The organism is Halomonas sp. H33-56, from assembly GCF_040147035.1.
Taxonomy (GTDB): domain Bacteria; phylum Pseudomonadota; class Gammaproteobacteria; order Pseudomonadales; family Halomonadaceae; genus Halomonas; species Halomonas litopenaei.
Genome location: NZ_JAMSHP010000001.1, coordinates 259716 through 282068 on the forward strand (window position 1 = coordinate 259716; position 22353 = coordinate 282068).

The window sequence follows — 22353 nt, forward strand, 5'->3', positions numbered from 1 at the left end:
GCCGCTCCTATACCATTTCGGCCCACCTTGAAAGAGGATGTTCCATGCGTGCACCGCTGATCGCCGGCAACTGGAAGATGAATGGCTCGCTGAGCCTGATCGATACCTTCGCCGAGGCGCTGTCCGGCGCCGAATTGCCGCAGGCGGTGACGCTGGCCCTGGCGGTTCCCTTTCCCTATGTCGGGGTGGCCAGGGAGCGGTTGCCGCAGAGCGTCAGGCTGGCCGGCCAGACCCTGAGCGACCAGCCGAGCGGAGCCTTCACCGGCGAGGTGAGCGGCGCCATGCTTGCAGACGTCGGCGCCGACATGGTGCTGGTCGGACACTCCGAGCGGCGCACCCTGTTCGGTGAAGACGACGCGGCGGTGCTGGCACGGGTGCAGGCCGCGCTGGGTCAGGGGCTGACGCCGGTGCTGTGCCTGGGGGAAACCCTGGAAGAGCGCGACGCCGAGCGTACCGAGGCGGTGGTGCTCGGTCAGCTCGAGGCGGTGATGGAAGCCCTCGACGGTGACGAGCGCGCGCGCCTGGTATTGGCCTACGAGCCGGTCTGGGCGATCGGCACCGGTCGTACCGCAACGCCTGAGCAGGCGCAGCAGGTGCATGCGGCGATTCGTGCACGACTCGAACGTTACGATGGCGCCCTGGCGGCGTCCATGCAGGTTCTCTACGGCGGCAGCATGAAGCCCGACAACGCGGCGGAATTGCTGGCCCAACCGGACATCGACGGCGGCCTGATCGGCGGAGCATCGCTGAAGGTCGACGATTTTCTAGCCATTTGTCAGTCAGCAGGTTGAATCCATGCAAGTTGCCATTCTCATGATCCATGTGGCGATCGCCATCGCCCTGGTCGTTCTTATCCTGCTGCAGCAGGGCAAGGGCGCCGATGCCGGCGCCTCCTTCGGTGGCGGTGCCTCCCAGACCGTCTTCGGTTCCCGTGGCAGCGGCAGTTTCCTGTCCAAGGCGACCGGGGCGCTGGCGGCGTGTTTCTTCGCCACTTCCCTGACCCTGGCCTACTTCGCCTCCGAGGCGGGCAATTCCGCGCCAGAAGCGGGTATTCCCGACGCCGAGGTGATCGAGCAGCAGAACAGCGCGCCGACCCTGGATGACGAAAGCACCCAGAACAGTGCGCCTGCGCTTGAGGAAGAAAGTCAGGAAAATTCTGCGCCTACGCTTGACGAAGGTTCAAGCGACGTGGATAATGCAGCGCCAGTGCTGGAGGACAGCCAAGGCTGATCTCCGGAACTCCCCTAGCCGAAGTGGTGGAATTGGTAGACACGCTATCTTGAGGGGGTAGTGACCTTACGGTCGTGCGGGTTCAAGTCCCGCCTTCGGCACCATCCTCGTCTTCTGCAATGACGGCGTGGATGACAAGCTCTCCCGGTGATGACCGGTGATCTTCTCTCAGGGTTGGCGGTTCGGTGAAATGCCTTGACGCCCTGGTCAAGGCGCAGTATACTCACCGGCCTAGATTGATGCGGGGTGGAGCAGTCTGGTAGCTCGTCGGGCTCATAACCCGAAGGTCATCGGTTCAAATCCGGTCCCCGCTACCATCTTCTTGGCAGGCATGCAGGTATCCTCAAGGGGCATGCGAACTTCTGCCAGATGGTGACAGGTTTCTTGGAAAAAGCCCCTTCCTGTGAAGGGGCTTTTTGTTAGCAGCTTGCCGGGGCTCGCCCGGCGGCGCGAACGCCAATCAGCCACCTGACTTTCCTGTTCACTCCCGGCCAGGTGCTGATGCAACGGCTGTAGGAGCTTTCATTCGTGGCGACCAAAGATGCTGCGCTCAATGCGTTGATCGAACCGGTGGTAACGGCCATGGGGTTCGAGCTCTGGGGTATCGACTATCTGTCCCAGGGAAAACATTCCCGTCTGGTGATTTACATCGATCACGCCGATGGCGTCAGTGTCGACAACTGTGCCGATATCAGTCGACAGGTCAGCGCCATCATGGATGTCGAGGATCCCATCGCCGGGGAGTACCGTCTCGAGGTGTCTTCGCCCGGGATGGATCGTCCGCTGTTCCGTCTCGATCAGTTCTCCCGTTACGCTGGCCATCACGTGGCTCTGAAGCTGCGCGCTCCCTTCGAGGGTCGGCGCAAGTTCCAGGGCGTGCTCGCCGGAACCGAGGGTGACGAGGTGCTGGTGCAGATCGACGGTGAGGAATACTGCTTTCCGATCGACGGCATCGATCAGGCGCGGGTGGTTCCTCAGTTTGACGAGTGACGCTCACTGATGCGCGACGACTGATGCGCGACAAGAGAGAACAAGGATCGGTTTTTTGGCGAGGCTTTAAGGCATGAGTAAAGAAATTCTGGCGGTCGTTGACGCGATCTCCAACGAGAAGGGTGTCCCCCGCGAGGTCATCTTCGAAGCCGTCGAGGCGGCGCTGGCCAGTGCCTCGCGCAAGCGCTTCGAGGATGAGGAAGCCAGCGTCCGCGTACACATCGACCGGATGACCGGCGAGTACGAGACCTTCCGCCGCTGGGTGGTGGTCGAGGACGATGACTTCGACGGACCCGACGCCGAGATCAAGCTGACCTTCGCCGAAAAGCGGGATCCGCCGCTGGGCCTGGGTGACGTGGTCGAGGAGCGCATCGAGAATGCGGCCTTCGGTCGTATCGCCGCCCAGACCGCCAAGCAGGTCATCGTGCAGAAGGTGCGCGAGGCCGAGCGTGCCGAGGTCGTGCGCATCTATGCCGAGCGTGAAGGTGAACTGGTCGCGGGTATCGTCAAGAAGACGACACGTGACGGCCTGATCATTGACCTGGGCGACAACGCCGAGGCCTTCCTGCCACGCAGCGAGATGATCCCCGGTGAGCGCTACCGCATGAACGAGCGGGTGCGCGCACTGCTGGTCAAGGTCGACGCCGAGGCGCGTGGCGCCCAGTTGATCCTGTCGCGCACCAACCCGCAGATGATCATTGAGCTGTTCAAGATCGAGGTTCCCGAGATCGCCGAGCAGCTTATCGAGATCAAGGGTGCGGCGCGTGATCCGGGCTCCCGGGCCAAGATCGCGGTCAAGACCAACGACCGTCGCATCGACCCGGTGGGCGCCTGCGTCGGCATGCGCGGTTCGCGCGTGCAGGCGGTGTCCTCGGAGCTGCAGAACGAACGCGTCGACATCGTGCTGTGGGACGACAATCCCGCACAGCTGGTGATCAACGCCATGGCCCCGGCCGACGTCGCCTCCATCCTGGTGGATGAGGATGCCCACGCCATGGACGTGGCCGTCGCCGAGGACAACCTGGCCCAGGCCATCGGCCGTAGTGGCCAGAACGTGCGTCTCGCGTCCGAGCTGACCGGCTGGCGTATCAACGTCATGACCGAAGCCGACGCCGAGGCCAAGCGCGACCAGGAAATCGACAGTCTGGTCGAGCACTTCGTTCAGCACCTGGACATCGATGATGATGTCGCTCGGCTGCTGGTCGAGGAAGGTTTCACCTCGCTTGAAGAGGTGGCCTACGTACCGGTCGAGGAAATGCTGGAAATCGAAGAGTTCGACGAAGACCTCATCGAGGAGCTTCGAGCTCGCGCCAAGGACGAGCTCTTGAACCTGGCCATTGCCTCCGAGGAGGAACTGGACGGAGCCCAGCCGGCGGATGATCTGCTGGAGATGGACGGAATGGAGCGCCATCTGGCCTTCATCCTGGCCAGCCGTGGCATCAAGACCATGGAAGATCTGGCTGAACAGTCTGTCGATGATCTGGTGGACATCGAAGAGGTGGACGAAGAGCGCGCCGCGGCATTGATCATGACCGCCCGTGCGCCTTGGTTCGAGAGCGAACAGTAACAGGGTCACGGGCTGAGGAGGGTCGTAATGTCAGAGATGACCGTTAAGGATTTTGCAGCGAAGGTGGGGCGTGAAGTGCCCCGTCTGCTGGAACAGATGAAAGAAGCCGGACTCGAGCACAAGTCGGAAGCCGACGCCGTGTCTGAGGAAGACAAGCGCAAGCTGTTGGACTTTCTGACCAAGAGCCATGGCGGTGGCAGCGGTGTGGGCGCGGCTGCGCGCAATCGCATCACCCTGACCCGCAAGACGCGCAGCAAGATCAAGACCAGCGAGCGCGGCAAGACCATCGAGGTTCAGGTCCGCAAGAAGCGCACCTACGTCAAGCGTGACGAGGCCCAGGAAGAAGCCCCGGCGCCGGTCGAGGACCACGGTCCGCGTCAGCTGGTCGGCGACATGGCCGATTCCCGTGCACGTCGCGAGGCTCAGGAGGCCGAAGAAGCCAAGCAGCGCGCCGAGCAGAAGGCGAGCCAGGACGCCGAGCAGGCCGCCAAGGCCAAGCGCGAGGCCGAAGAGGCCGCCGTCGTGCCCGACATTCCGGTGCCCGAGCTCGACACCTCTGCTCCGGCTGGCGACGAGCCGCCGGCGCCGCCCAAGGAAGGTCGTGGCGACGTGCGTCGTGCCGCCGTCAAGAAGGCCGCCGCCAAGACCGGCAAGAAAGGCCGTGGCGAGCGTGACGACGATGATCGCAGCGACCGCGAAGAGCGTCGTCGTGGCGGTGGCAAGAAGGCCAAGCGCGCCGAGCGTCGTGGCAGCCGTCGTGGCGGCAGCCAGGGCAACGGCAAGCATGGCTTCCAGAAGCCGACCCAGCCGATCGTGCGTGAGGTCTCGATTCCCGAGTCCATCTCGGTGGCCGAACTGGCCGACAAGATGTCGATCAAGGCCAACGAGGTCATCAAGGCCATGTTCACCATGGGCGCCGCGGTGACCATCAACCAGACCATCGACCAGGACACCGCGGCTATCGTGGTGGAAGAAATGGGCCACACGCCCAAGCTGGTCAAGGACGATGCCCTCGAGACCGAAGTGCTCGAAGCCATCTCCTACGAGGGCGAGGAAATCACCCGCTCTCCGGTGGTCACGGTCATGGGTCACGTCGACCACGGCAAGACCTCGCTGCTCGACTACATTCGTCGTGCCAAGGTGGCCACCGGTGAAGCCGGCGGTATCACCCAGCACATCGGTGCCTATCACGTCGAGGACGACAGCGACGGTGTGACCTTCCTCGACACCCCTGGTCACGCGGCGTTTACCGCCATGCGTGCCCGTGGTGCCAAGGCCACCGACGTGGTCATCCTGGTGGTGGCGGCCGACGACGGCGTCATGCCCCAGACCATCGAGGCGGTGGAGCACTCCAAGGCTGCCGAAGTGCCGATGGTGGTCGCGGTCAACAAGATCGACAAGCCGGAAGCCGATCCCGACCGGGTCAAGAACGAGCTGTCCCAGCACGGCGTGATCTCCGAGGAGTGGGGTGGCGACACCCAGTTCGTCCACGTCTCCGCCAAGTCTGGTGAAGGCATCGAGGAGCTGCTGGAAGCCGTTCACCTGGTCTCCGAGGTGCTCGAGCTCAAGGCGGTGCCGAGCGCACCCGGCAAGGGTGTGGTGGTCGAGTCTCGCCTCGACAAGGGCCGAGGCCCGGTGGCCACCGTGCTGGTCCAGAACGGTACCCTGAAGAAGGGCGACATCGTACTGGCCGGTCTGCACTACGGCCGTGTGCGTGCCCTGACCAACGAACTCGGCAAGCAGGTCGACGCCGTGGGTCCCGCCATGCCGGTGGAGATCCAGGGTCTCGATGGCACCCCGGAAGCCGGTGACGACTTCATGGTCGTGGCCGACGAGAAGAAGGCGCGTGAAGTCGCCAACTTCCGCCAGGGCAAGTACCGCGAGATTCGCCTGGCACGCCAGCAGAAGGCCAAGCTGGAGAACATGTTCTCCCAGATGGGCCAGAGCGAGGCCGCCAAGGTCAACATCGTGCTCAAGGCCGACGTCCAGGGTTCCCTGGAAGCGATCAAGGGCGCCCTCGAGGAGCTGTCCACCGACGAGGTGCAGGTGTCCGTGGTGTCCTCCGGCGTTGGCGGTATCACCGGTACCGATGCCAACCTGGCACTGGCCAGTGAGGCCATCGTGGTCGGCTTCAACGTGCGTGCCGATGCGGCCGCCCGCGAGATCATCGAGCGTGAAGGTCTGGAGCTGCGCTACTACAGCGTCATCTACCACCTGATCGACGAGGTCAAGCAGGCCATGAGCGGCATGCTCGAGCCCGAGTGGAAGGAAGAGATCGTCGGTATCGCCGAGGTCCGTGACGTCTTCCGCGCGCCCAAGATCGGTGCCGTGGCTGGCTGCATGGTGGTCGAGGGTACGGTCTTCCGTAACAAGAAGATCCGCGTGCTGCGCGACAACGTGGTCATCTACGAAGGCGAGCTCGAGTCGCTGCGCCGCTTCAAGGACGACGTCCAGGAAGTGCGCAACGGCATGGAGTGTGGCATCGGGGTGAAGAACTACAACGATGTCCAGGTCAACGACAAGATCGAGGTCTTTGACCAGGTCAAGGTCGAGCGCACGCTGTAAGCGTTCGAGGAGTCGTCATCCATGCGCGAATTCAAGCGTACCGACCGAGTGGCCGACCAGCTCCAGAAGGAGCTGGCGGTCCTGATCCAGCGCGAGGTCAAGGACCCGCGCCTGGGGATGGTCACCGTGAGCGGGGTCGAGGTCAGTCGTGACCTCGGCTACGCCGACGTCCATATCACCCTGCTGGGTGAGCAGGACCCGGAACGGATCAAGGAAAACCTCAAGGTGCTCAAGCGCGCCGGTGGTTTCCTGCGTAGCCAGGTGGCGCGTCGCATCAAGCTACGTCACGTGCCGGAACTGCGCTTTCACTATGACGAAAGCGTGGTGCGTGGTCAGCACCTGTCATCGCTGATCGAAGAGGCGGTGGCCAGCGATCGCTCTCGCCAACCCGAGGGGGATGACGAGAACGACAGCGGCGAGGACGGGGCCAAGGACTGATGGCCCGTCGTCGTCGAGGACTGCCGATCGATGGTGTACTGCTGCTGGACAAGCCCAAGGGCATGTCCAGCAACTTTGCACTGCAGCGGGCGAGGCGCCTGTACCAGGCCCAGAAGGCCGGTCATACCGGTACCCTGGATCCCATGGCGACAGGTCTTCTGCCGGTGCTGTTCGGCGAGGCCACCAAGTTTTCCAACCAGCTGCTCGAAGCCGACAAGGTGTACCGCACCCGGGTCGAGCTCGGGCAGAGCACCGATACCGGTGACGCCGAAGGCGAGGTCATCGCCGAGGCGCCGGTGCCGGCGCTGGAGCACAGCGACGTCGCGTCGGTAGTGGCGAATTTCATCGGCGAGCAGGATCAACTGCCGCCGATGTATTCCGCGCTCAAGCACCAGGGGCGCAAGCTCTACGAACTGGCGCGAGAGGGCAAAAGCGTAGATCGTGCAACCCGGCGGATAAGGGTGTATGATGCTCGGCTACTTTCCGCCAGCCTCGAGGGCGAGTCCCCAGGATTCGACCTGGAGGTCCGGGTCAGCAAAGGCACCTATGTGCGTACGCTGGCCGAGGACATGGCCAAGGCGCTGGGTTGCGAAGGGCATATCTCGCAGCTCAGACGGCTGAAGACCGGCCCCTTCGATGCCGACGGCATGGTCGATTTCGACACGCTCGAGGCCCAGGACGACGGCCAGCGCCAAGCGCGCCTGGCACCGATCGACAGTCTGCTTCAACACCTCCCGGCTCATCGCCTCAGTGAGGCAGGTGTCCAGGCCCTGCGCTTTGGACGCCCGGCACGCGGTGAGCTCGAGGGCGGCGATTCGGCCATGGCCGAGGAGTCGTTGTATCGCCTCTATCAGGGTGAGTCCTTTATCGGTCTCGGTCTGGTCGAGCCTACCGGGGATATCGTGCCCCGGCGCCTTCTGAGCACGTTCGTCGCGGGCTCAGGGCAAGACTGACCCCCTCAAGGGGTTGCGGCAGCTGGAGACTGCAAATATGCGTGGTCTCCGACATTCATCATTCAGGCATATTGCTTACTGGAGAGACAGATGGCACTTACCGCCGAACAGAAGGCCGAAATCGTCAACGAATACGGCCGTGGTGACAGCGACACCGGTTCCCCCGAGGTTCAGGTGGCCCTGCTCAGCGCCAACATCAACGGCCTGCAGGATCACTTCAAGACCAACAAGCAGGATCACCACTCCCGTCGTGGCCTGATCCGCATGGTCAACCAGCGCCGCAAGCTGCTTGACTACCTCAAGCGCAAGGACTTCGAGCGCTATCAGTCCCTGATCCAGCGTCTGGGTCTGCGTCGCTAAGACGTATTTGCAGCAAGCGCGACAAGGCTTCCTTCGGGAAGCGGCGTCAGACAACGGGCAGCCCCACGGGGCTGCCCGTTGTCGTTGGTGGTACAGCGTTGTGCGCGGTCGCGGCAGGCAGCGGCGGCCACTTGAAACTCCCTTGACCTTTGTGGTGGCCCTCACGGGCTTGACCCCCTAAAATAGTCGCCGAGTCAAAAACGACCCAAACATCGAAAAGTAAAGGAAGTCGCCGTGAATCCGGTCAAGAAGACGTTTCAGTACGGTCGCAGCACCGTCACCCTGGAAACCGGGCGCATCGCCCGCCAGGCCACCGGTGCCGTGATGGTCACCATGGACGACACCGTGGTGCTGTGCACCGTGGTGGCCAGAAAGGAGGCCAACCCGAGCCAGCCTTTCTTCCCGTTGTCTGTCCACTACCAGGAAAAGACCTACGCGGTCGGCAAGATTCCCGGCGGCTTCTTCAAGCGTGAAGGGCGTCCCACCGAGAAGGAAACCCTCACCTCGCGACTGATCGACCGTCCGATCCGTCCGCTGTTCCCCAAGGGCTTCATGAACGAAGTCCAGGTCATCTGTACCGTGCTGTCCACCGATCGCAACCACGATCCGGACATCGCCGCGATGATCGGCACCTCGGCGGCGCTGGCGATTTCCGGCGTGCCCTTCAATGGTCCCATCGGCGCCGCTCGTGTGGGCTTCAATGAAGAGCGTGGCTACTTCCTCAACCCGACCGTCGAGGAGCTCGGCGGCTCCGAGCTGAACATGGTCGTGGCCGGTACCGAGAAGGCCGTGCTGATGGTCGAGTCCGAGGCCGAAGAGCTGCTCGAGGACGAGATGCTGGGCGCCGTGCTGTTCGGCCACCAGGAAATGCAGACCGTCATCCAGGCGATCAACGAGCTGACCGCCGAGGCCGGCAAGGCCAAGTGGGAGTGGCAGCCCGCCGCCGAGAATACCGCGCTCAAGGAAGCCCTGGCCCAGGGCTTCGAAGCCAAGGTCGGCGAAGCCTACCGCATCACCGACAAGATGCAGCGCCAGGATGCCCTGTCCGCACTCAAGGCCGAGGCCGTCGAGAAGCTGGCCGGTGAAGAAGACGGCAAGTTCGAGGCCTCCGAGGTCGAAGGCGCCTTCGCCGGTCTCGAGAAGCGCGTGGTACGTGCCCGCGTGATCAAGGGCGAGCCGCGTATCGACGGCCGTGACCACAAGACCGTGCGTCCGCTGGCCATCGAGGCCGGCACCCTGCCCAAGACCCACGGCAGCGCCATCTTCACCCGTGGCGAGACCCAGGCGGTGGTGGTCGCGACCCTGGGCACCCTGCGTGACTCCCAGCTGATCGAGTCGCTGGAAGGCGAGCGCAAGGACCGCTTCCTGCTGCACTACAACTTCCCTCCGTACTCGGTGGGCGAGGCTGGCTTCATGGGCGGTCCCAAGCGTCGCGAGATCGGCCACGGTCGTCTGGCCCGTCGTGGTGTCCAGGCCATGCTGCCGGCGGAAGAGGACTTCCCCTACACCATTCGCGTGGTCTCCGAGATCACCGAGTCCAACGGCTCCAGCTCCATGGCCTCTGTCTGCGGCACCTCGCTGGCACTGATGGACGCCGGCGTGCCGATCAAGGCACCGGTAGCGGGTATCGCCATGGGCCTGGTCAAGGACGCTGACGGCTACGCCGTGCTGACCGACATCCTCGGCGACGAGGATCACCTCGGCGACATGGACTTCAAGGTGGCCGGCAGCGCCGAGGGTGTCACCGCCCTGCAGATGGACATCAAGATCGAGGGTATCGATGAGCAGATCATGGAAACGGCCCTGAACCAGGCCCATGAGGCGCGGATCAGCATCCTCGAGCAGATGAACACCGTGATCGCCGAAAGCCGTGCCGAGGTCTCCGACAACGCGCCCTCCATGGCCACCATCAAGATCGACCCGGACAAGATCCGCGACGTCATCGGCAAGGGTGGCGCCACCATCCGCAAGATCTGCGACGACACCGGCGCCTCCATCGATCTGGACGACGACGGCACCGTGCGCATCTACGCCGAGGACAAGAAGGCCGCCAAGAAGGCCATCGATACCGTGCTGGCGATCACCGCCGAGGCGGAAATCGGCAAGCTGTACCGTGGCAAGGTGGTGCGTATCGCCGACTTCGGCGCCTTCGTCAACATCATGCCGGGTACCGACGGCCTGGTGCACATCTCCCAGATCGTGCCCGAGCGCGTCAATGACGTGCGTGACTACCTCAATGAGGGTGACGAGATCGTGGTCAAGGTGCTCGACATCGACAACCGCAATCGCGTCAAGCTGACGATCAAGGAAATGACCGAAGAAGAGAAGGCTGCCTTCGAAGCCGAGGAAGCCGAAACCGAGATCTGATCGCACTCGGTGTCTGACGCCCCCGTCGCTGACGCCACGGGGGCGTTTTTGTGTGTGTCCCGCTGATCTCGGCCTGTCGGCGCGATCACCGGGCGGTAATGAGATGGACATGACGCAACTCGATTCCTCTTCGGCCGCGCCCGCCAAGGCCACCACCCGTCGCCGCGATTGGTGGGCCGTGGTCAGTGTGATGGCCGGCATCTTTCTGCTGGTGACCGCCGAGCAGCTCCCCATCGGGCTGTTGTCCCAGCTCGCTTCCTCGCTGGACGTCAGCGAGGGCAAGGCGGGTTTGATGATCACCGTGCCCGGCGTAGTGGCGGCGTTCGCCGCGCCGCTGTTGCCGGTGGCGGTGGGGCGCCTCGATCGTCGCTACCTGCTGACCGGGCTGATGGCCTTGATGGCCCTGGCCAGTGTCCTCGGTGCGTTGATGGACAGCTTTGGCTGGCTGCTGGCCACCCGGGTGCTGATCGGCTGCTGCATCGGTGGCTTCTGGGCCATCGCCGGCGGACTCGCCGGCAGACTGGTGGCGCTCGAGCAGGTGCCGCAGGCGATGTCGCTGATCTTCAGCGGTGTCGCTGCTGCCACGGTGCTGGGGGTGCCGGCGGGGACCTGGCTGGGCGACGTCAGTGACTGGCGCACCGCCTTCGCCGCTCTTGGCGGGCTGAGTGTGGTGGTGTGCATCGGGCTGTGGCACCTGTTGCCGAGCCTGCCCGCCCGCAAGCCGGTACGACTGGCGAGTCTTGGTGGCCAGCTCAGGGTGCCCGGCGTGTGCATCGGTGCCCTGGCGACCGCGCTTATCGTGGTGGGCCACTTTGGCGCCTATACCTTTGTCAGCCCGATCCTGCAGCGTCTTGGCGGGGTAGCGCTGGGCGACGTCTCTCGCCTGTTGCTGCTGTTCGGTGCGGCGGGACTCGCCGGCAACTTCATTGCCGGTAGCCTCGCCGGTCGCCGGCCCTACCTCACGGTGCTGCTGATACCGCTGGTGCTTGCCGGCACCACGCTGGCCTTTCCCTGGCTGGGTACTGGCCCAACCAGTGCAACCGCACTGCTGATGCTGTGGGGGCTGGTGTTCGGTGGTATCTCGGTCAGCCTGCAGACCTGGATCCTGCGCTCGGCCACCAATCCCGAGGCGGCCACCGCCATGATGGCCTTCGTGTTCAACCTGTCGATCGGCCTCGGCGCCCTGTCCGGCGGCCAGGTGGTGGATGCGCTCGGGCTATCGGCGGTGCTGCTGGCGGCGGGAGGGCTGTTCGTGGCGGCGGCGCTGCTGATCGCGGTGACCCCTGCGCGGGTGGTCAGCCGGCAGGAAACCAGGCCGCCCGGGACGACGTCGCGGACTTGATCCCGGGCATGGCGCAGGGCGTCAGCCCTTATGGCGAGTCGTGGCAGAGGGTAACCTCGGCTCGCTTTCGTTTTGGTTGTTTGATGATGGACTTACCGTGAGTCGAGGAGCCTCGATGTCTTCTTCCCTTGTTGTGCCAGCGAGCCTGCGTGGCTGGCTGGTGCTGGTGGCGGCTGTCGCCGTCTTTGCTGCGGGTATCTGGCCCGTGATCGCGCTGGTCAATCAGGCGCGGCTGGTGCTGGGCCTGCCGGCGCTGGTGGCCTGGAGCTACCTGATCCTGGTCGGCTGTACGCTGACGATGCTGCTGGGCAATCGACTGCTCCATCGAGGTCAGGACGAAGCCGGCGAGCAAGCTGGCAATGGCGAGAAGGGCGCAAGGGTCGGAAAGATGGGAGAGGGCGAGGTCGACGATGAGTGAGTGGTTGCCGCTGAGTCTGACCCTTGGCTACGTCCTGCTGGCCCTGATCATCGGCCTGGGCGGTCGCGCCGGGCGCTCGTCGAACGCGCTGGAGGAGTGGGGCGTGGCCGGGCGCAGCATGGGCCCGGTGACGCTGTATCTGTTGATCGCCGCCGGCAGCGTCAGTGCCTACACCTTCATGGGGGCGCCGGGCTGGGCCTACGCCAAGGGCGTGCCGGTGTTCTACGTGGTGGTCTACCTGGGCTATCTGGCACTGGTGGCCTGGTACTTCGGCCCCCGGGTGTGGGCTTTCGGTGCCCACTTCGGCCATGTTACCCAGGCCAGTGCCATCGCCGATCGTTACCAGAGCCCGGGGCTCGGTGCGCTGGCGGCGCTGGTGATGGCGATCGGCTCCTTGGCCTACGCGGTGCTGCAGACCATCGGCTCGGCCTACATCCTCAATGTAATGAGTGGTGGGCGCATCCCGATCTGGCTGGGTGTGGTGATCGTGCTGGGCGCCATTGCGGTCTATCTCACCCTGCGCGGACAGCGGGCCATCGGTCGTACCAACGTCTTCCAGGGCATATTGATGTTCGCGGTGGCCTGGTCCGTCGGTCTGTGGGCCACCCACAGCGCCACCGGCCAGTGGGGGTTTGACGAGGTGTATCGCCAGGCCCTCGCCCAGCGCCCGGAATTTCTGACCCTTCCCGGCGCCGGCGGCGACATGAGCTTCGCCTTCTGGACCACCTCGATCATCGTCTCGATGCTGTCGTTCATGCCGCCGGTGTGGACCCAGTGGATGAGTGCTACCTCGGCGCGCACCCTGCGGCTCTCTGCCACCTGGCTGCCCAGCTACTATCTGGTGATCCTGCCGCTGGTCACGGTGGGCTTTATCGGCGTCTTCGCCCTGCCGGGGCTCGAGCGTGCCGATACCGTGGTGCTCGAGTACGCCATGGCCAACTTGCCAGTGCTGCTGGTAGGGCTGCTCGGCGCCGGCACCCTTGCCGCCTCGATGTCCTCGTCCGAGCCCTTTATCCACTCGGTGGCGCTGAGCCTCAGCCGCGACGTGATCGGGCCCTGGGCAGGCTTCAGCGATGAGCGTGCCGGGCGCTGGGCCAAGCGCTTGATCGTGCCCTTGATGGCGTTGGTGATTGCGCCGCTGGCGATCGCCGAGCCGGGGAGTCTGGTGATGATCCTGCTGATCGGTCTCGGCTTCGCCTCCCAGGTGCTGCCAGCCTTCATCGGCATGTTCTTCTGGCCCCGGGCCAACGCTCGCGGCGTGACCGCCGGCATCCTCGCGGGCTTCGTGGTGACCGTGGCCTGCATCACCCTGTGGCCGCATCCGTTGGGCATCCATGCCGGCTTCTGGGGGCTGTTGGTCAACCTGCCGGTGTTCGCCGTGACGAGCCTTGCAAGCGCCCCTACCGATCGTGCCGTGGTCGAGCGCTTCTTCCGACTGGCGGCGCCGGCCTGGGCGGAAAAGCGGTGGGGAGCCCACCGGGAAGAGCGTCAGGGTCGGGGGACAAGAGGTAGGGCGGTAGACAATGGGGTGTGATCCCTGGCGCCCGAGGCGACAGCGAGCGCGTCCTGGGAGGCGCTCAAAGTGGCATGAAAAAGGCCCCTGCTGGGCAGGGGCCTATCTGGGCAGTGCTTACTTCGCAAGTGCTCGATTGGCGAGGGCCTGTCGGTCAGCGCCCTCTTGCGTCGAGGCGCCGATCAGCGCTCGATGGCGAGCGCCACGCCCTGACCGCCACCGATACACAGGGTAGCAAGGCCCTTCTTGGCGTCGCGGGCGATCATCTCGTGGACCAGGGTCACCAGCACGCGGCAGCCGGAGGCGCCGATCGGGTGGCCGAGGGCGATGGCACCGCCGTTGACGTTGATCTTGTCGGTATCCCAGCCGAGCTCCTTGTTGACCGAGATGGCCTGGGCGGCGAAGGCCTCGTTGGCCTCGACCAGATCCAGCTCATCGATGCTCCAGCCGGCCTTCTCGAGGCAGCGGCGGGTGGCCGGCGCCGGGCCGATGCCCATGATCGCCGGGTCGACGCCGGCGTTGGAGTAGGCCTTGATGCGTGCCAGCGGCTCCAGGCCGAGCTCCTTGGCCTTTTCGGCGGAGCACAGCATGACCACGGCGGCGCCATCGTTGAGCGAGGAGGCGTTGCCGGCGGTCACGGTGCCGTCCTTCTTGAACGCCGGACGCATGGTGCCGAGTTTTTCTGCGGACACTTCGCGGGGGTTCTCGTCGGTGTCGAAGACCACCGGGTCGCCCTTGCGCTGGGGAATCTCGATCGGCACGATCTGGCCCTTGAAGCGGCCTTCCTTGATCGCGGCGGCGGCCTTCTGCTGGGAGGCGGCGGCGAAGGCGTCCATCTCCTCGCGGGTGACACCGTACTTCTCGCCGAGGTTCTCGGCGGTGATGCCCATATGGTAGTTGTTGAAGGCGTCCCACAGGCCGTCATGGACCATGGTATCGATGGCCTTCCAGTCACCCATGCGCTGGCCGTTGCGTGAATTGGGCAGCACGTGCGGGGAAGCCGACATGTTTTCCTGACCGCCGGCGATGATCACCTCGGCGTCGCCGAGCATGATCGCCTGGGCGCCCAGATGCAGGGCCTTGAGGCCGGAGCCGCAGACCTTGTTGATGGTCATGGCGGGCACGGCGTCGGGCAGGCCTGCCTTGATGGACGCCTGACGGGCGGGGTTCTGGCCGACACCTGCGGTCAGCACCTGCCCCAGCAGGACCTCGTCGACCTGTTCCGGCTTGACGCCGGTCTGTGCCAGCACGTCCTTGATCACGGCGGCGCCAAGGTCGCTGGCGGGAATGCCGGCGAGGGAGCCACCGAAGGCGCCAACGGCGGTACGGCGTGCAGCAACGATCACCACTTCTTGCATGGAGTGTCTCCTGACTTTAAGGGGCTGTCCCGTCAGCATAGGGAGCCTTGTGCAACGCGGCAATCCCTGTATGCCCGGTTTCGACGGGGGACTTTAGTATAGCGATCAAGATCAATTCGCGAGCCGTTGTGGTCAATCGCGCATAGAGCGCCGACGATCGCTAAAGTAGCAAAGAGTGGCGAAAAGACCTCCGGTTGGCCTGGGGGGGCCTGGACGAGTGTCTCGCAGCGCCCTGGCCCGGTTACTCGGTGGCGGCGACGCCCCGCTGGTGACCTCGCCGCTCCAGGTTCAAGCGCTCGATGGCTGTCACCAGTTCGCTGGCGTGGGTGATGGCGATGGCGCCCTCCGGGGTGTGCTCCTCGTCGGGAAAGTGGTTGATGTGGATGACCTGCATGCCGGCCTTGAGTCCGGCTTCCACCCCTACCGCAGCGTCGTCGATCACCACGCAGTTCTCCGGTTCGGCGCCCATGCCTTCGGCGGCGGCGAGATACAACCCGGGGTCCGGCTTCCACACCTGCAACTCGTAGGCGCTGTAGAGATTGTCGCCGAAGTGCGGCGCCAGTCCACTGGTTGCCATGGCCAGTCGGATCTTGGCCAGCGGGCCGTTGGAGGCCACCGCCTTGGGGTGGCCGGAAAGCGCTGCAAGGGCTTCCGGGATGCCCGGAACCGGGGTCAGCTCGGCCTTCATGCGCGCGGCCATATTGTCCCGCAGGCGATCCTCCATGACGTCGCGCCGGGCGTCATCGAGGGCGCCGAAGCGTTGCTCGAGTTCGAGCACGATGTCGAGAAAGCGCACGCCGCGAAACTCCTCCATGTACTGCTCGGGCGTGAACGGCAGGCCGAAGTCGGGGAAGGTCTCGGCCATGGCCCGGGCGAGCAGCGGCTCGCTGTCGACCAGGGTGCCGTCGGAGTCGAACAGCAGGCAGAGGGGGGCGGTGGTGTCGGACATGGATACCTCAGAACAGGAGGAAGGCCGCGACAGTGGGGACGGTCGCGGCGGATGATGATCAGACGAAATCCGGCGCGATCAGGCGCGGGATTGCCAGAACGATGTCGGGAAAGACGATCAGCAGCAGAATCACTGCCAGCATTACCGCTAGATACAGCAGGGTGGTGGCGAGCGCTTTCAGCAGCGGAATGCCTCCGATCTTGGCGGAAATCATCAGGCAGAGTCCATAGGGCGGCGTAATGAGGCCGAGCCCCAGCGCCATGACGCCGATGACACCGAATTGCACCGGATGCACCCCGGCCTGCATCGCCAGCGGCTGGAAGATCGGTGCCATGATGGCCATGGCGGGCAGCGAATCCATGAAGGTGCCGATGAGCAGCATCACCAGCGTCATGATGATCAACAGGGTCACCGGGTTGGTGATGTTGACGCCTTCCATCAACTTGGGCGGGATCTGATAGAAGCTGATTAGATAGCCGAAGATGGCCGCGCCCACCAGACTGAAGAGCGAGAGCGAGCACAACCGCACGGTATCGGTCGAGGCATCGAGAACCTGGCGAAAGCTCAGCTCCCGGTAAACGATGAAACCCAGTATCAGAGCGTAAAGCACGGCGATTACCGCCGCTTCGGTGGGGGTTACGATACCCAGGGTAATACCGCCGATGATCACCACCGGGATGCCTGCGGCGAGTAGTCCGTCCTTGCTGGAGCTGGCCAGTTGGCGCCAGCTGGCTCGGGGGCGTACCGGCACCTGGTAGCGCCGCACGTAGCCCATGTTCATCAGCAACTGGGCGACGCCAATCATTACCCCCGGAAGAATCCCGCCCAAGAAGAGCCCGGCGATGGAAGTATTGGTCAGGGCGCCCCATACGATCATGTTGATCGATGGAGGAATGATGATGCCCATGACTGAGGATGCGGCGGTCACGGCCACAGCGAAGTGCGTGGGGTAGCCTTCACGCTGCATGGCCGGGATCAGCACGGTACCGACACCGGCACTGTCGGCGGTGGACGAACCCGACACGCCGGCGAACAGCATGCTGACCATGACGTTGACGTGGGCAAGCGCCCCCTTGACGTGACCGACGAGACGCATGCAAAGAGTGATCAGGCGGTCGGTGATGCGTGCGGCGTTCATCAGATTGCCGGCCAGCAGGAACAACGGCACAGCCAGCAGCACAAAGGAGTCCATGCCGTTGTACATGCGCTGGAACATGACCCAGTAGGTCAGGCGAGGATCGAGGATGACCATGCCTACTGCGGTCAGCACCAGGGCCATGGCGATGGGTACACCAACAACGATAAGCACGCCGAGCAGGCCAAACAGCAGCCATGGCAGGATAAAGATGGCATCCATGGAGATCATGATGGCCTCCCGGCGCCGGTACTCTGTTGAGGCGCATCCAGGTCGAGATGGTGTTCTTGCTGGGCCGCGATGGCCTCCTGCACGGGATCTGGCGTGTTCATGGCGGCTTCCATGGCATCAAGGCCGTCGAGCACGGCCCGGGCCAGACGCTCAAGTGCGAATAGCACAATGAATAGGCCACAGACCATAAAGGCCGAATAGACGAAGATCATTGAAAGCCCCGAGGCGGTAGCGCTGCGGCGCAGGCCTGAGGCGGCGAATTCCTGGCCATACACGACGAAGATGACACCGACTGCAAGGCATGCCAGGTCACGGATCCAGCGGGTTAGGCGATCGGCACGAGTGCCACGGGGAAAGGCCTCGAGTACGAAGTGGTCGGCGTGAAGCACGCCGATGGCGGTTCCCAGCATGATCATCCACTGGAAGGCAAACCGGCTGAATTCTTCGGTCCAGTAAAGGCGTGGCAGCAGCGGCAGGTTCCGGCTGACGATCTGGTAGATGATCATGGCGATAAAACCGAACAGCAACGCCAGCAATATCCAGTGCAGTAGTTTCTCGAGCGCGCGATTCGCGCGCGAGAGCACGTTCAGGAAGAGCCTCATGGTCTCATCCTCTTGAAGGTAGGCACCGGGGCTTGCCCCGGTGCGGGGGGGAGGTTACTCGGCGTTGACGATCATTTGATGCAGCTCGGTCAGGCCCATCTCCTCGATCACCTCGGCCAGCGGCTCACTGACGATTTCCTGCATCTTCTCGCGGTCGAGTTCATGCAGGGTCGCACCTTCTTCGACCAGCAGGTCGAGCGCCTCGGAGTCCTGATCGAGCTGTACCCCGCGGGCATAGCTTGCGGCCTGGTAAGCCGCATCCATGACCGCCTCCTGTTGCGCTTCGTCCAGCCGGTCCCAGGTCATCTCGGACATGGTCAGCAGGCGCACGGTGATGTCGTGTTCGGAAAGGCCGATGTGCGGCGCCACCTCATGGAAGCGCATACGGTGGATCCACTCCGCCTCGTTGAGCAGGCCATCGATGGCGCCCAGTTGCAGGCCGGTATAGATTTCCTTCCAGGCCATCACGGTGGGCTCGGTGCCGAGGGCAGACCAGGCGGTGATCAGCGGCTTGGTGGGGTTGGTGCGAAGCTTCATGCCCTCGAGATCTTCGAGGCTGTCGAGTGCCCGACTGGAGACGATCTGGCGCTTGCCACCGCCGAAGAATGCCAGCACTTTGACTCCGGTCTCGGCGGTGATCTGGTCGGCAATCTCACGGCCAACCTCACCGTCGAGCACGGTTTGCCAGTGCTCCTGGTCGCGGTACAGGAAGGGAATGGAAAAGACGTTGGCGGTATCCGAGAAGTCGGTGATCAATCCCGGGTTGATGATCGACATGTCGAGGGCACCCGCCATCTGCTGCTCGAACATTTCTGTCTCGTGCCCGAGCACGGAGTTGCCCATGATCTGCACTCCGAGGTCGGTGTCGGACTGTTCGAGCAGTTCCTTAAAGCGGGTGGCACCGAGATGGTAGGCAGTGTCCTCGGTGCCGCCGTGACCGAAGCGCAGATCGAAGGCTTGGGCGCTGGCACCGAGGCCGAGCCCGGCGAACAGGGTAGCGCCGACCAGCAGACCGTGGCCGAGGCGCGCAATGGAGGTGCGGGAAAGGGGCTTGGGGGTATGAGTCATGTAAACCTCGATTTATTGTGTTGTCAGGCGTTGGCCGATTCAGGGGATGGGGCCGGCCACCCCATGGATCTTCAGTCGTTCAGCACTTCGTCGTTGACTGGACTCAACGGGCGTTCGCCCTTGAGCGCCAGGCGGATATTGTCCACCGCGCGCTGGGCCATGGCGGTACGCGTCTCGTGGGTGGCCGAGCCGATATGGGGCAGGGCGACCACATTGGCCATGTGCGGCAGCGGTGAATCTGCGGGCAGCGGCTCCTGCTCGTAGACGTCGAGGCCGGCGGCGTGCAGGGTGCCGTCTTGCAGCGCCGCGATCATGGCGGCTTCGTCTACCACCTTGCCACGGGCCAGGTTGACGAAGATGGCGCCGGGCTTCATGCGCTGGAACTCGGCGGCTCCAAAGAGCTTTTCGGTCTCGCGGGAGAGCGGCACCGTGACGCAGACGAAATCGGCCTGCTCGAGCAGCTCTTCCAGCTCGCGTCGCTGGGCGCCGAGTTCTCGCTCGAGCTCAGGCTTGGGTGAGGCCTTGGTATAGAGGATCTTCATGCCGAAGCCCAGGGCGCCGCGGCGGGCGATGGCGGCGCCGATGCGGCCCATGCCGACCATGCCCAGGGTCTTGCCGTGGACGTCGCTGCCATAGAGCGGCTTGCCGATGCTTTCCTTCCAGTTGCCTTGCTTGACCAGCTCGGCCAGTTCGACGGCTCGCCGTGCGGTGCTCATGATCAGCAGAAAGCCCGTATCGGCGGTGGTCTCGGTCAAGACGTCAGGGGTGTTGCACAACAGGATGCCGCGGCGGGTCAGCTCGTCGAGGGGATAGTTGTCGTAGCCCACCGAAATACTGGCGATAGCCTCGAGGTTCGGCGCCCTGTCGAGCAGCGAGGAGGTGATCTTGAGGCTTGAACCAACCAGGCCATGAGCCCGTGACAGGGCGTCGACAAAGGCCGGGTCCTCCGTATGCGAGACGCCCGGCAGGTAGTCCACGTGGAACTCCTCGCGCAGGGCGTCGAGCTGCTCTTGGTTGATCTCGCGAAATACCAGGATGCGTTTGGTCATGGGGTGCTCTTGTCGTTGTGGTGCGGTGGGTTGCCGGCCGTCCTTTTCGGCATGGGGCAGCCGGGGGCCGCGTCGGGTGACGTCTGCCGAAGGCAAGGGGGCCTTCGGCAGTCGGCGCGTCAGGCCGCGGTTGCGGCTTCCAGTTGGTCCAGGCGCTCGCGGTCGGGGAGTCCTTCCATGTCGCCCGGTACCTGGACCTGCTCGGCGCCGATAAGGTTGGCGCGCTTGAGCGCCTGGCGTGGATCGAGACCATCGAGCATGGCGCTGACGAAGCCCACGGCGAAGCCATCCCCGGCGCCGACGGTATCAACCACCGTCTCCACCGGGACGCCGGCCACGGTGAAGGCTTCGTCTTGCCCTGTCAGGGAGCCGCGGTAGTAGCTGCCCTCCGGGCCTAGCTTGATCACCACGGCATCTGCACCCTGATCCAGGTAGAAGCCGGCGATATCGTGGGCGCTGGTCTGGCCGGTCAGCAACTGGCCCTCGGACAGGCCGGGCAGCACCCAGTTGGCCTGGGCGGCCAGGCCGTTGAGGGTGTCGCGCATCTCGCTTTCGCTGGCCCACAGGGTCGGACGCAGGTTGGGATCGAAGGACACGCTGGTGCCATGCTGGCGGGCCTTTTCGAGCAGAAACTGCGAGAGTTCACGGCAGCTGGCGGACAACGCAGGCGGGATGCCGGTTGCGTGCAGATGGCGCAGGGTGCTGAAGTCGACGTCCTGGGCGTCGGCCGGCGACAGCTTGCTGGCGGCGCTGTTGTGGCGACGGTATTCGACTCGGGGATCCGCGCCGCCCACCGCGCGCTCCTTGAACACCAGACCGGTGGCGTGCTCGGCGTCGGTGATCAGGTAGCGACAGTCGAGGCCTTCGCGCTCCAGGCTCGCACGCAGGTAGCGGCCAAAACAGTCTTCGCCGACCCGACTGAGCCAGCCCACCTTGAAGCCCAGCCGTGACAGGCCGATGGCCACGTTGGTGTCGGCGCCGGCACAGCTGCGCGAAAAGCGCTCGACCTCGGCCAGGTCGCCAGGGGCGTCGGCGGCGAACAGCGTCATGGCCTCGCCGAAGGTAAGGATGTCAGGAGTGTTCTGGTTCATGAGGAGGTCTCTGAGGTGGAAGACGAAGAGGACACTGAGGAAGGCTCCGCAGTGGCGGAAGGGGTGGCAGCGGGCTGGGTGGAGCCCCTTGCCGTCAGCGTCGGGGCGAAGGTCGCACGCTGCGGCGCCTGCCGAGGCCCGACGGCACGGGCGCGCAGGCAGTCGACGGCGGCCTGACCGATGGCACCGGTGGGCTGGGCAAGGGTGGTGATGCCCGGTTCGGTCAGGTCACACCACTCTAGCTCGTCGATGCCCATCAGCCCGATCTCTCCCAGGAGGTAGCCGAGGGCCTTCATGCGTCGGGTCAGTGCCAGGGTTACCTGGCCATTGGCGCAGAGGATCGCCGGGCGGGAATCGCCTGCGCTATCGACAAATCGAGCCAATGCCTGGTCCAGGCGTTGGCGATCGCCAAGCTCGATGACCAGGGTGTCGCCGGATAGCGAGCCGTCACGGCAGCGCTGGTTGAAGCGCTCCAGACGAGCTTGACGAGAGCTGGCCTGGGCCGGCGGTTCGGTAATGAACAACAGGCGCCCGTAGCCCTGTTCGCGCAAGTGCGCGATGGCCATGTCGATGGCGGCGTCGTTGTCGAGCCCTACCTCGTCGGCATGGACGTCGGCGAGGCTGCGATCGAGCAGTACCAACGGCGTGCCGCTGTCGGCCAGCTGGGCGAGGGCGTCGCTGTGGCGGCCGGTCGCGTTTACCACCAGGCCCTCGATACGGTAGGACGACAGCAGCGCCAGCTGCTGGCGCTCCTGCTCGAGGTCGTTATCGCTGTTGCACACCATCAACGACAGTCCCGCCTGACGACAGGCCTGTTCGACGCCATGCATGATCGCCACCGAAAAAGGATTGCGGATATCGGCCACCAGCATGCCGACCAGGCCGGAGGGGCCTCCCTTGAGGCCCCGGGCCATGGGATTGGGCTGGTAGCCCAGCGCAGTGGCGGCAGCGACGATACGCTCGCGCATGGCCCCGGACAGCCGTTCTCGTTCACCGCTGTAGTAGCGCGAGACGCTGGTCTTGGAGACGCCAGCCTGGCGGGCGACTTCGAGGATGGTGGCGGGTCGACGGCGGTCATTCATGGGGCGGCTCTTGGATAAGATGGCATCGTCCGTTTACAAGGGCGA

At 64.5% G+C, this 22353-nt stretch carries 20 protein-coding genes and 2 tRNA genes; 14 read left to right on the forward strand and 8 right to left on the reverse strand.

Going from position 1 to position 22353, the window contains the following annotated elements:
• The first annotated feature begins 44 nt into the window (after positions 1-44).
• The 14 genes from tpiA to NFH98_RS01250 all read left to right on the forward strand — a co-directional run bounded on the left by tpiA (position 45) and on the right by NFH98_RS01250 (position 13764).
• Positions 45-791: a triose-phosphate isomerase gene (tpiA, locus tag NFH98_RS01185; protein WP_045992271.1), complete on the forward strand. Its 747-nt coding sequence runs from the start codon at positions 45-47 to the stop codon at positions 789-791.
• Between the two features lie 4 nt (positions 792-795).
• Positions 796-1230 (forward strand): preprotein translocase subunit SecG, encoded by a 435-nt coding sequence (secG, locus tag NFH98_RS01190; protein ID WP_045992270.1) that lies wholly within the window; start codon positions 796-798, stop codon positions 1228-1230.
• Positions 1231-1247: 17 nt separating this feature from the next.
• A tRNA-Leu gene (locus tag NFH98_RS01195) sits at positions 1248-1334 on the forward strand.
• Positions 1335-1470: 136 nt separating this feature from the next.
• Positions 1471-1547: transfer RNA gene (locus NFH98_RS01200), tRNA-Met, on the forward strand.
• Positions 1548-1758: 211 nt separating this feature from the next.
• Positions 1759-2220: a ribosome maturation factor RimP gene (rimP, locus tag NFH98_RS01205; RefSeq protein WP_045992269.1), complete on the forward strand. Its 462-nt coding sequence runs from the start codon at positions 1759-1761 to the stop codon at positions 2218-2220.
• 73 nt (positions 2221-2293) lie between these two features.
• On the forward strand, positions 2294-3787 hold the full coding sequence (nusA, locus tag NFH98_RS01210) for a transcription termination factor NusA (RefSeq protein WP_108131788.1): 1494 nt from the start codon (positions 2294-2296) through the stop codon (positions 3785-3787).
• A 27-nt stretch (positions 3788-3814) separates the two neighbouring features.
• Positions 3815-6352 carry a translation initiation factor IF-2 gene (gene infB, locus NFH98_RS01215; RefSeq protein ID WP_045992267.1) on the forward strand — a complete coding sequence of 846 codons (2538 nt, stop codon included), beginning with the start codon at positions 3815-3817 and terminating at the stop codon, positions 6350-6352.
• A gap of 21 nt (positions 6353-6373) precedes the next feature.
• Entirely contained in the window at positions 6374-6790 is a 417-nt protein-coding gene (gene rbfA / locus NFH98_RS01220; RefSeq protein WP_108131787.1) for a 30S ribosome-binding factor RbfA, read from the forward strand.
• A complete protein-coding gene (gene truB, locus NFH98_RS01225) occupies positions 6790-7743 on the forward strand; it encodes a tRNA pseudouridine(55) synthase TruB (RefSeq protein WP_222516166.1) in 954 nt (317 codons plus the stop codon). Before rbfA ends, truB begins: the two co-directional genes overlap by 1 nt.
• Positions 7744-7833: 90 nt before the next feature.
• Positions 7834-8103, forward strand: coding sequence for a 30S ribosomal protein S15 (gene rpsO, locus NFH98_RS01230; RefSeq protein WP_045992264.1), 270 nt, complete (start codon positions 7834-7836; stop codon positions 8101-8103).
• A gap of 234 nt (positions 8104-8337) precedes the next feature.
• Entirely contained in the window at positions 8338-10470 is a 2133-nt protein-coding gene (gene pnp, locus NFH98_RS01235; RefSeq protein WP_045992263.1) for a polyribonucleotide nucleotidyltransferase, read from the forward strand.
• Positions 10471-10579: 109 nt separating this feature from the next.
• Positions 10580-11812 carry an MFS transporter gene (locus tag NFH98_RS01240; protein WP_348827438.1) on the forward strand — a complete coding sequence of 411 codons (1233 nt, stop codon included), beginning with the start codon at positions 10580-10582 and terminating at the stop codon, positions 11810-11812.
• Between the two features lie 115 nt (positions 11813-11927).
• Positions 11928-12230 carry a hypothetical protein gene (locus tag NFH98_RS01245; RefSeq protein ID WP_348827439.1) on the forward strand — a complete coding sequence of 101 codons (303 nt, stop codon included), beginning with the start codon at positions 11928-11930 and terminating at the stop codon, positions 12228-12230.
• Positions 12223-13764, forward strand: a complete 1542-nt coding sequence (locus NFH98_RS01250) for a sodium:solute symporter family protein (RefSeq protein ID WP_349622111.1) — start codon at positions 12223-12225, stop codon at positions 13762-13764. Before NFH98_RS01245 ends, NFH98_RS01250 begins: the two co-directional genes overlap by 8 nt.
• 161 nt (positions 13765-13925) lie before the next feature.
• Here the strand turns inward: NFH98_RS01250 and NFH98_RS01255 are convergent, their stop codons facing one another.
• The 8 genes from NFH98_RS01255 to NFH98_RS01290 all read right to left on the reverse strand — a co-directional run bounded on the left by NFH98_RS01255 (position 13926) and on the right by NFH98_RS01290 (position 22308).
• The gene (locus tag NFH98_RS01255; RefSeq protein ID WP_348827441.1) at positions 13926-15101 is read right to left on the reverse strand and encodes an acetyl-CoA C-acetyltransferase; all 1176 of its coding nucleotides are present in this window, start codon (positions 15099-15101) and stop codon (positions 13926-13928) included.
• A 241-nt stretch (positions 15102-15342) separates the two neighbouring features.
• Positions 15343-16050 (reverse strand): HAD family hydrolase, encoded by a 708-nt coding sequence (locus NFH98_RS01260; RefSeq protein ID WP_108450006.1) that lies wholly within the window; start codon positions 16048-16050, stop codon positions 15343-15345.
• A gap of 58 nt (positions 16051-16108) precedes the next feature.
• On the reverse strand, positions 16109-17416 hold the full coding sequence (locus NFH98_RS01265) for a TRAP transporter large permease (RefSeq protein WP_108131780.1): 1308 nt from the start codon (positions 17414-17416) through the stop codon (positions 16109-16111).
• The gene (locus tag NFH98_RS01270; protein ID WP_108131779.1) at positions 17413-18018 is read right to left on the reverse strand and encodes a TRAP transporter small permease; all 606 of its coding nucleotides are present in this window, start codon (positions 18016-18018) and stop codon (positions 17413-17415) included. The genes NFH98_RS01265 and NFH98_RS01270 overlap by 4 nt, the downstream gene beginning before the upstream one ends.
• Before the next feature lie 54 nt (positions 18019-18072).
• Entirely contained in the window at positions 18073-19086 is a 1014-nt protein-coding gene (locus NFH98_RS01275) for a TRAP transporter substrate-binding protein (protein ID WP_108131778.1), read from the reverse strand.
• Positions 19087-19157: 71 nt separating this feature from the next.
• Positions 19158-20135 (reverse strand): 2-hydroxyacid dehydrogenase, encoded by a 978-nt coding sequence (locus NFH98_RS01280; protein WP_108131777.1) that lies wholly within the window; start codon positions 20133-20135, stop codon positions 19158-19160.
• Positions 20136-20254: 119 nt separating this feature from the next.
• On the reverse strand, positions 20255-21226 hold the full coding sequence (locus NFH98_RS01285) for a sugar kinase (RefSeq protein WP_348827443.1): 972 nt from the start codon (positions 21224-21226) through the stop codon (positions 20255-20257).
• A complete protein-coding gene (locus NFH98_RS01290; RefSeq protein WP_108131775.1) occupies positions 21223-22308 on the reverse strand; it encodes a LacI family DNA-binding transcriptional regulator in 1086 nt (361 codons plus the stop codon). The genes NFH98_RS01285 and NFH98_RS01290 overlap by 4 nt, the downstream gene beginning before the upstream one ends.
• Positions 22309-22353: the final 45 nt, after the last annotated feature.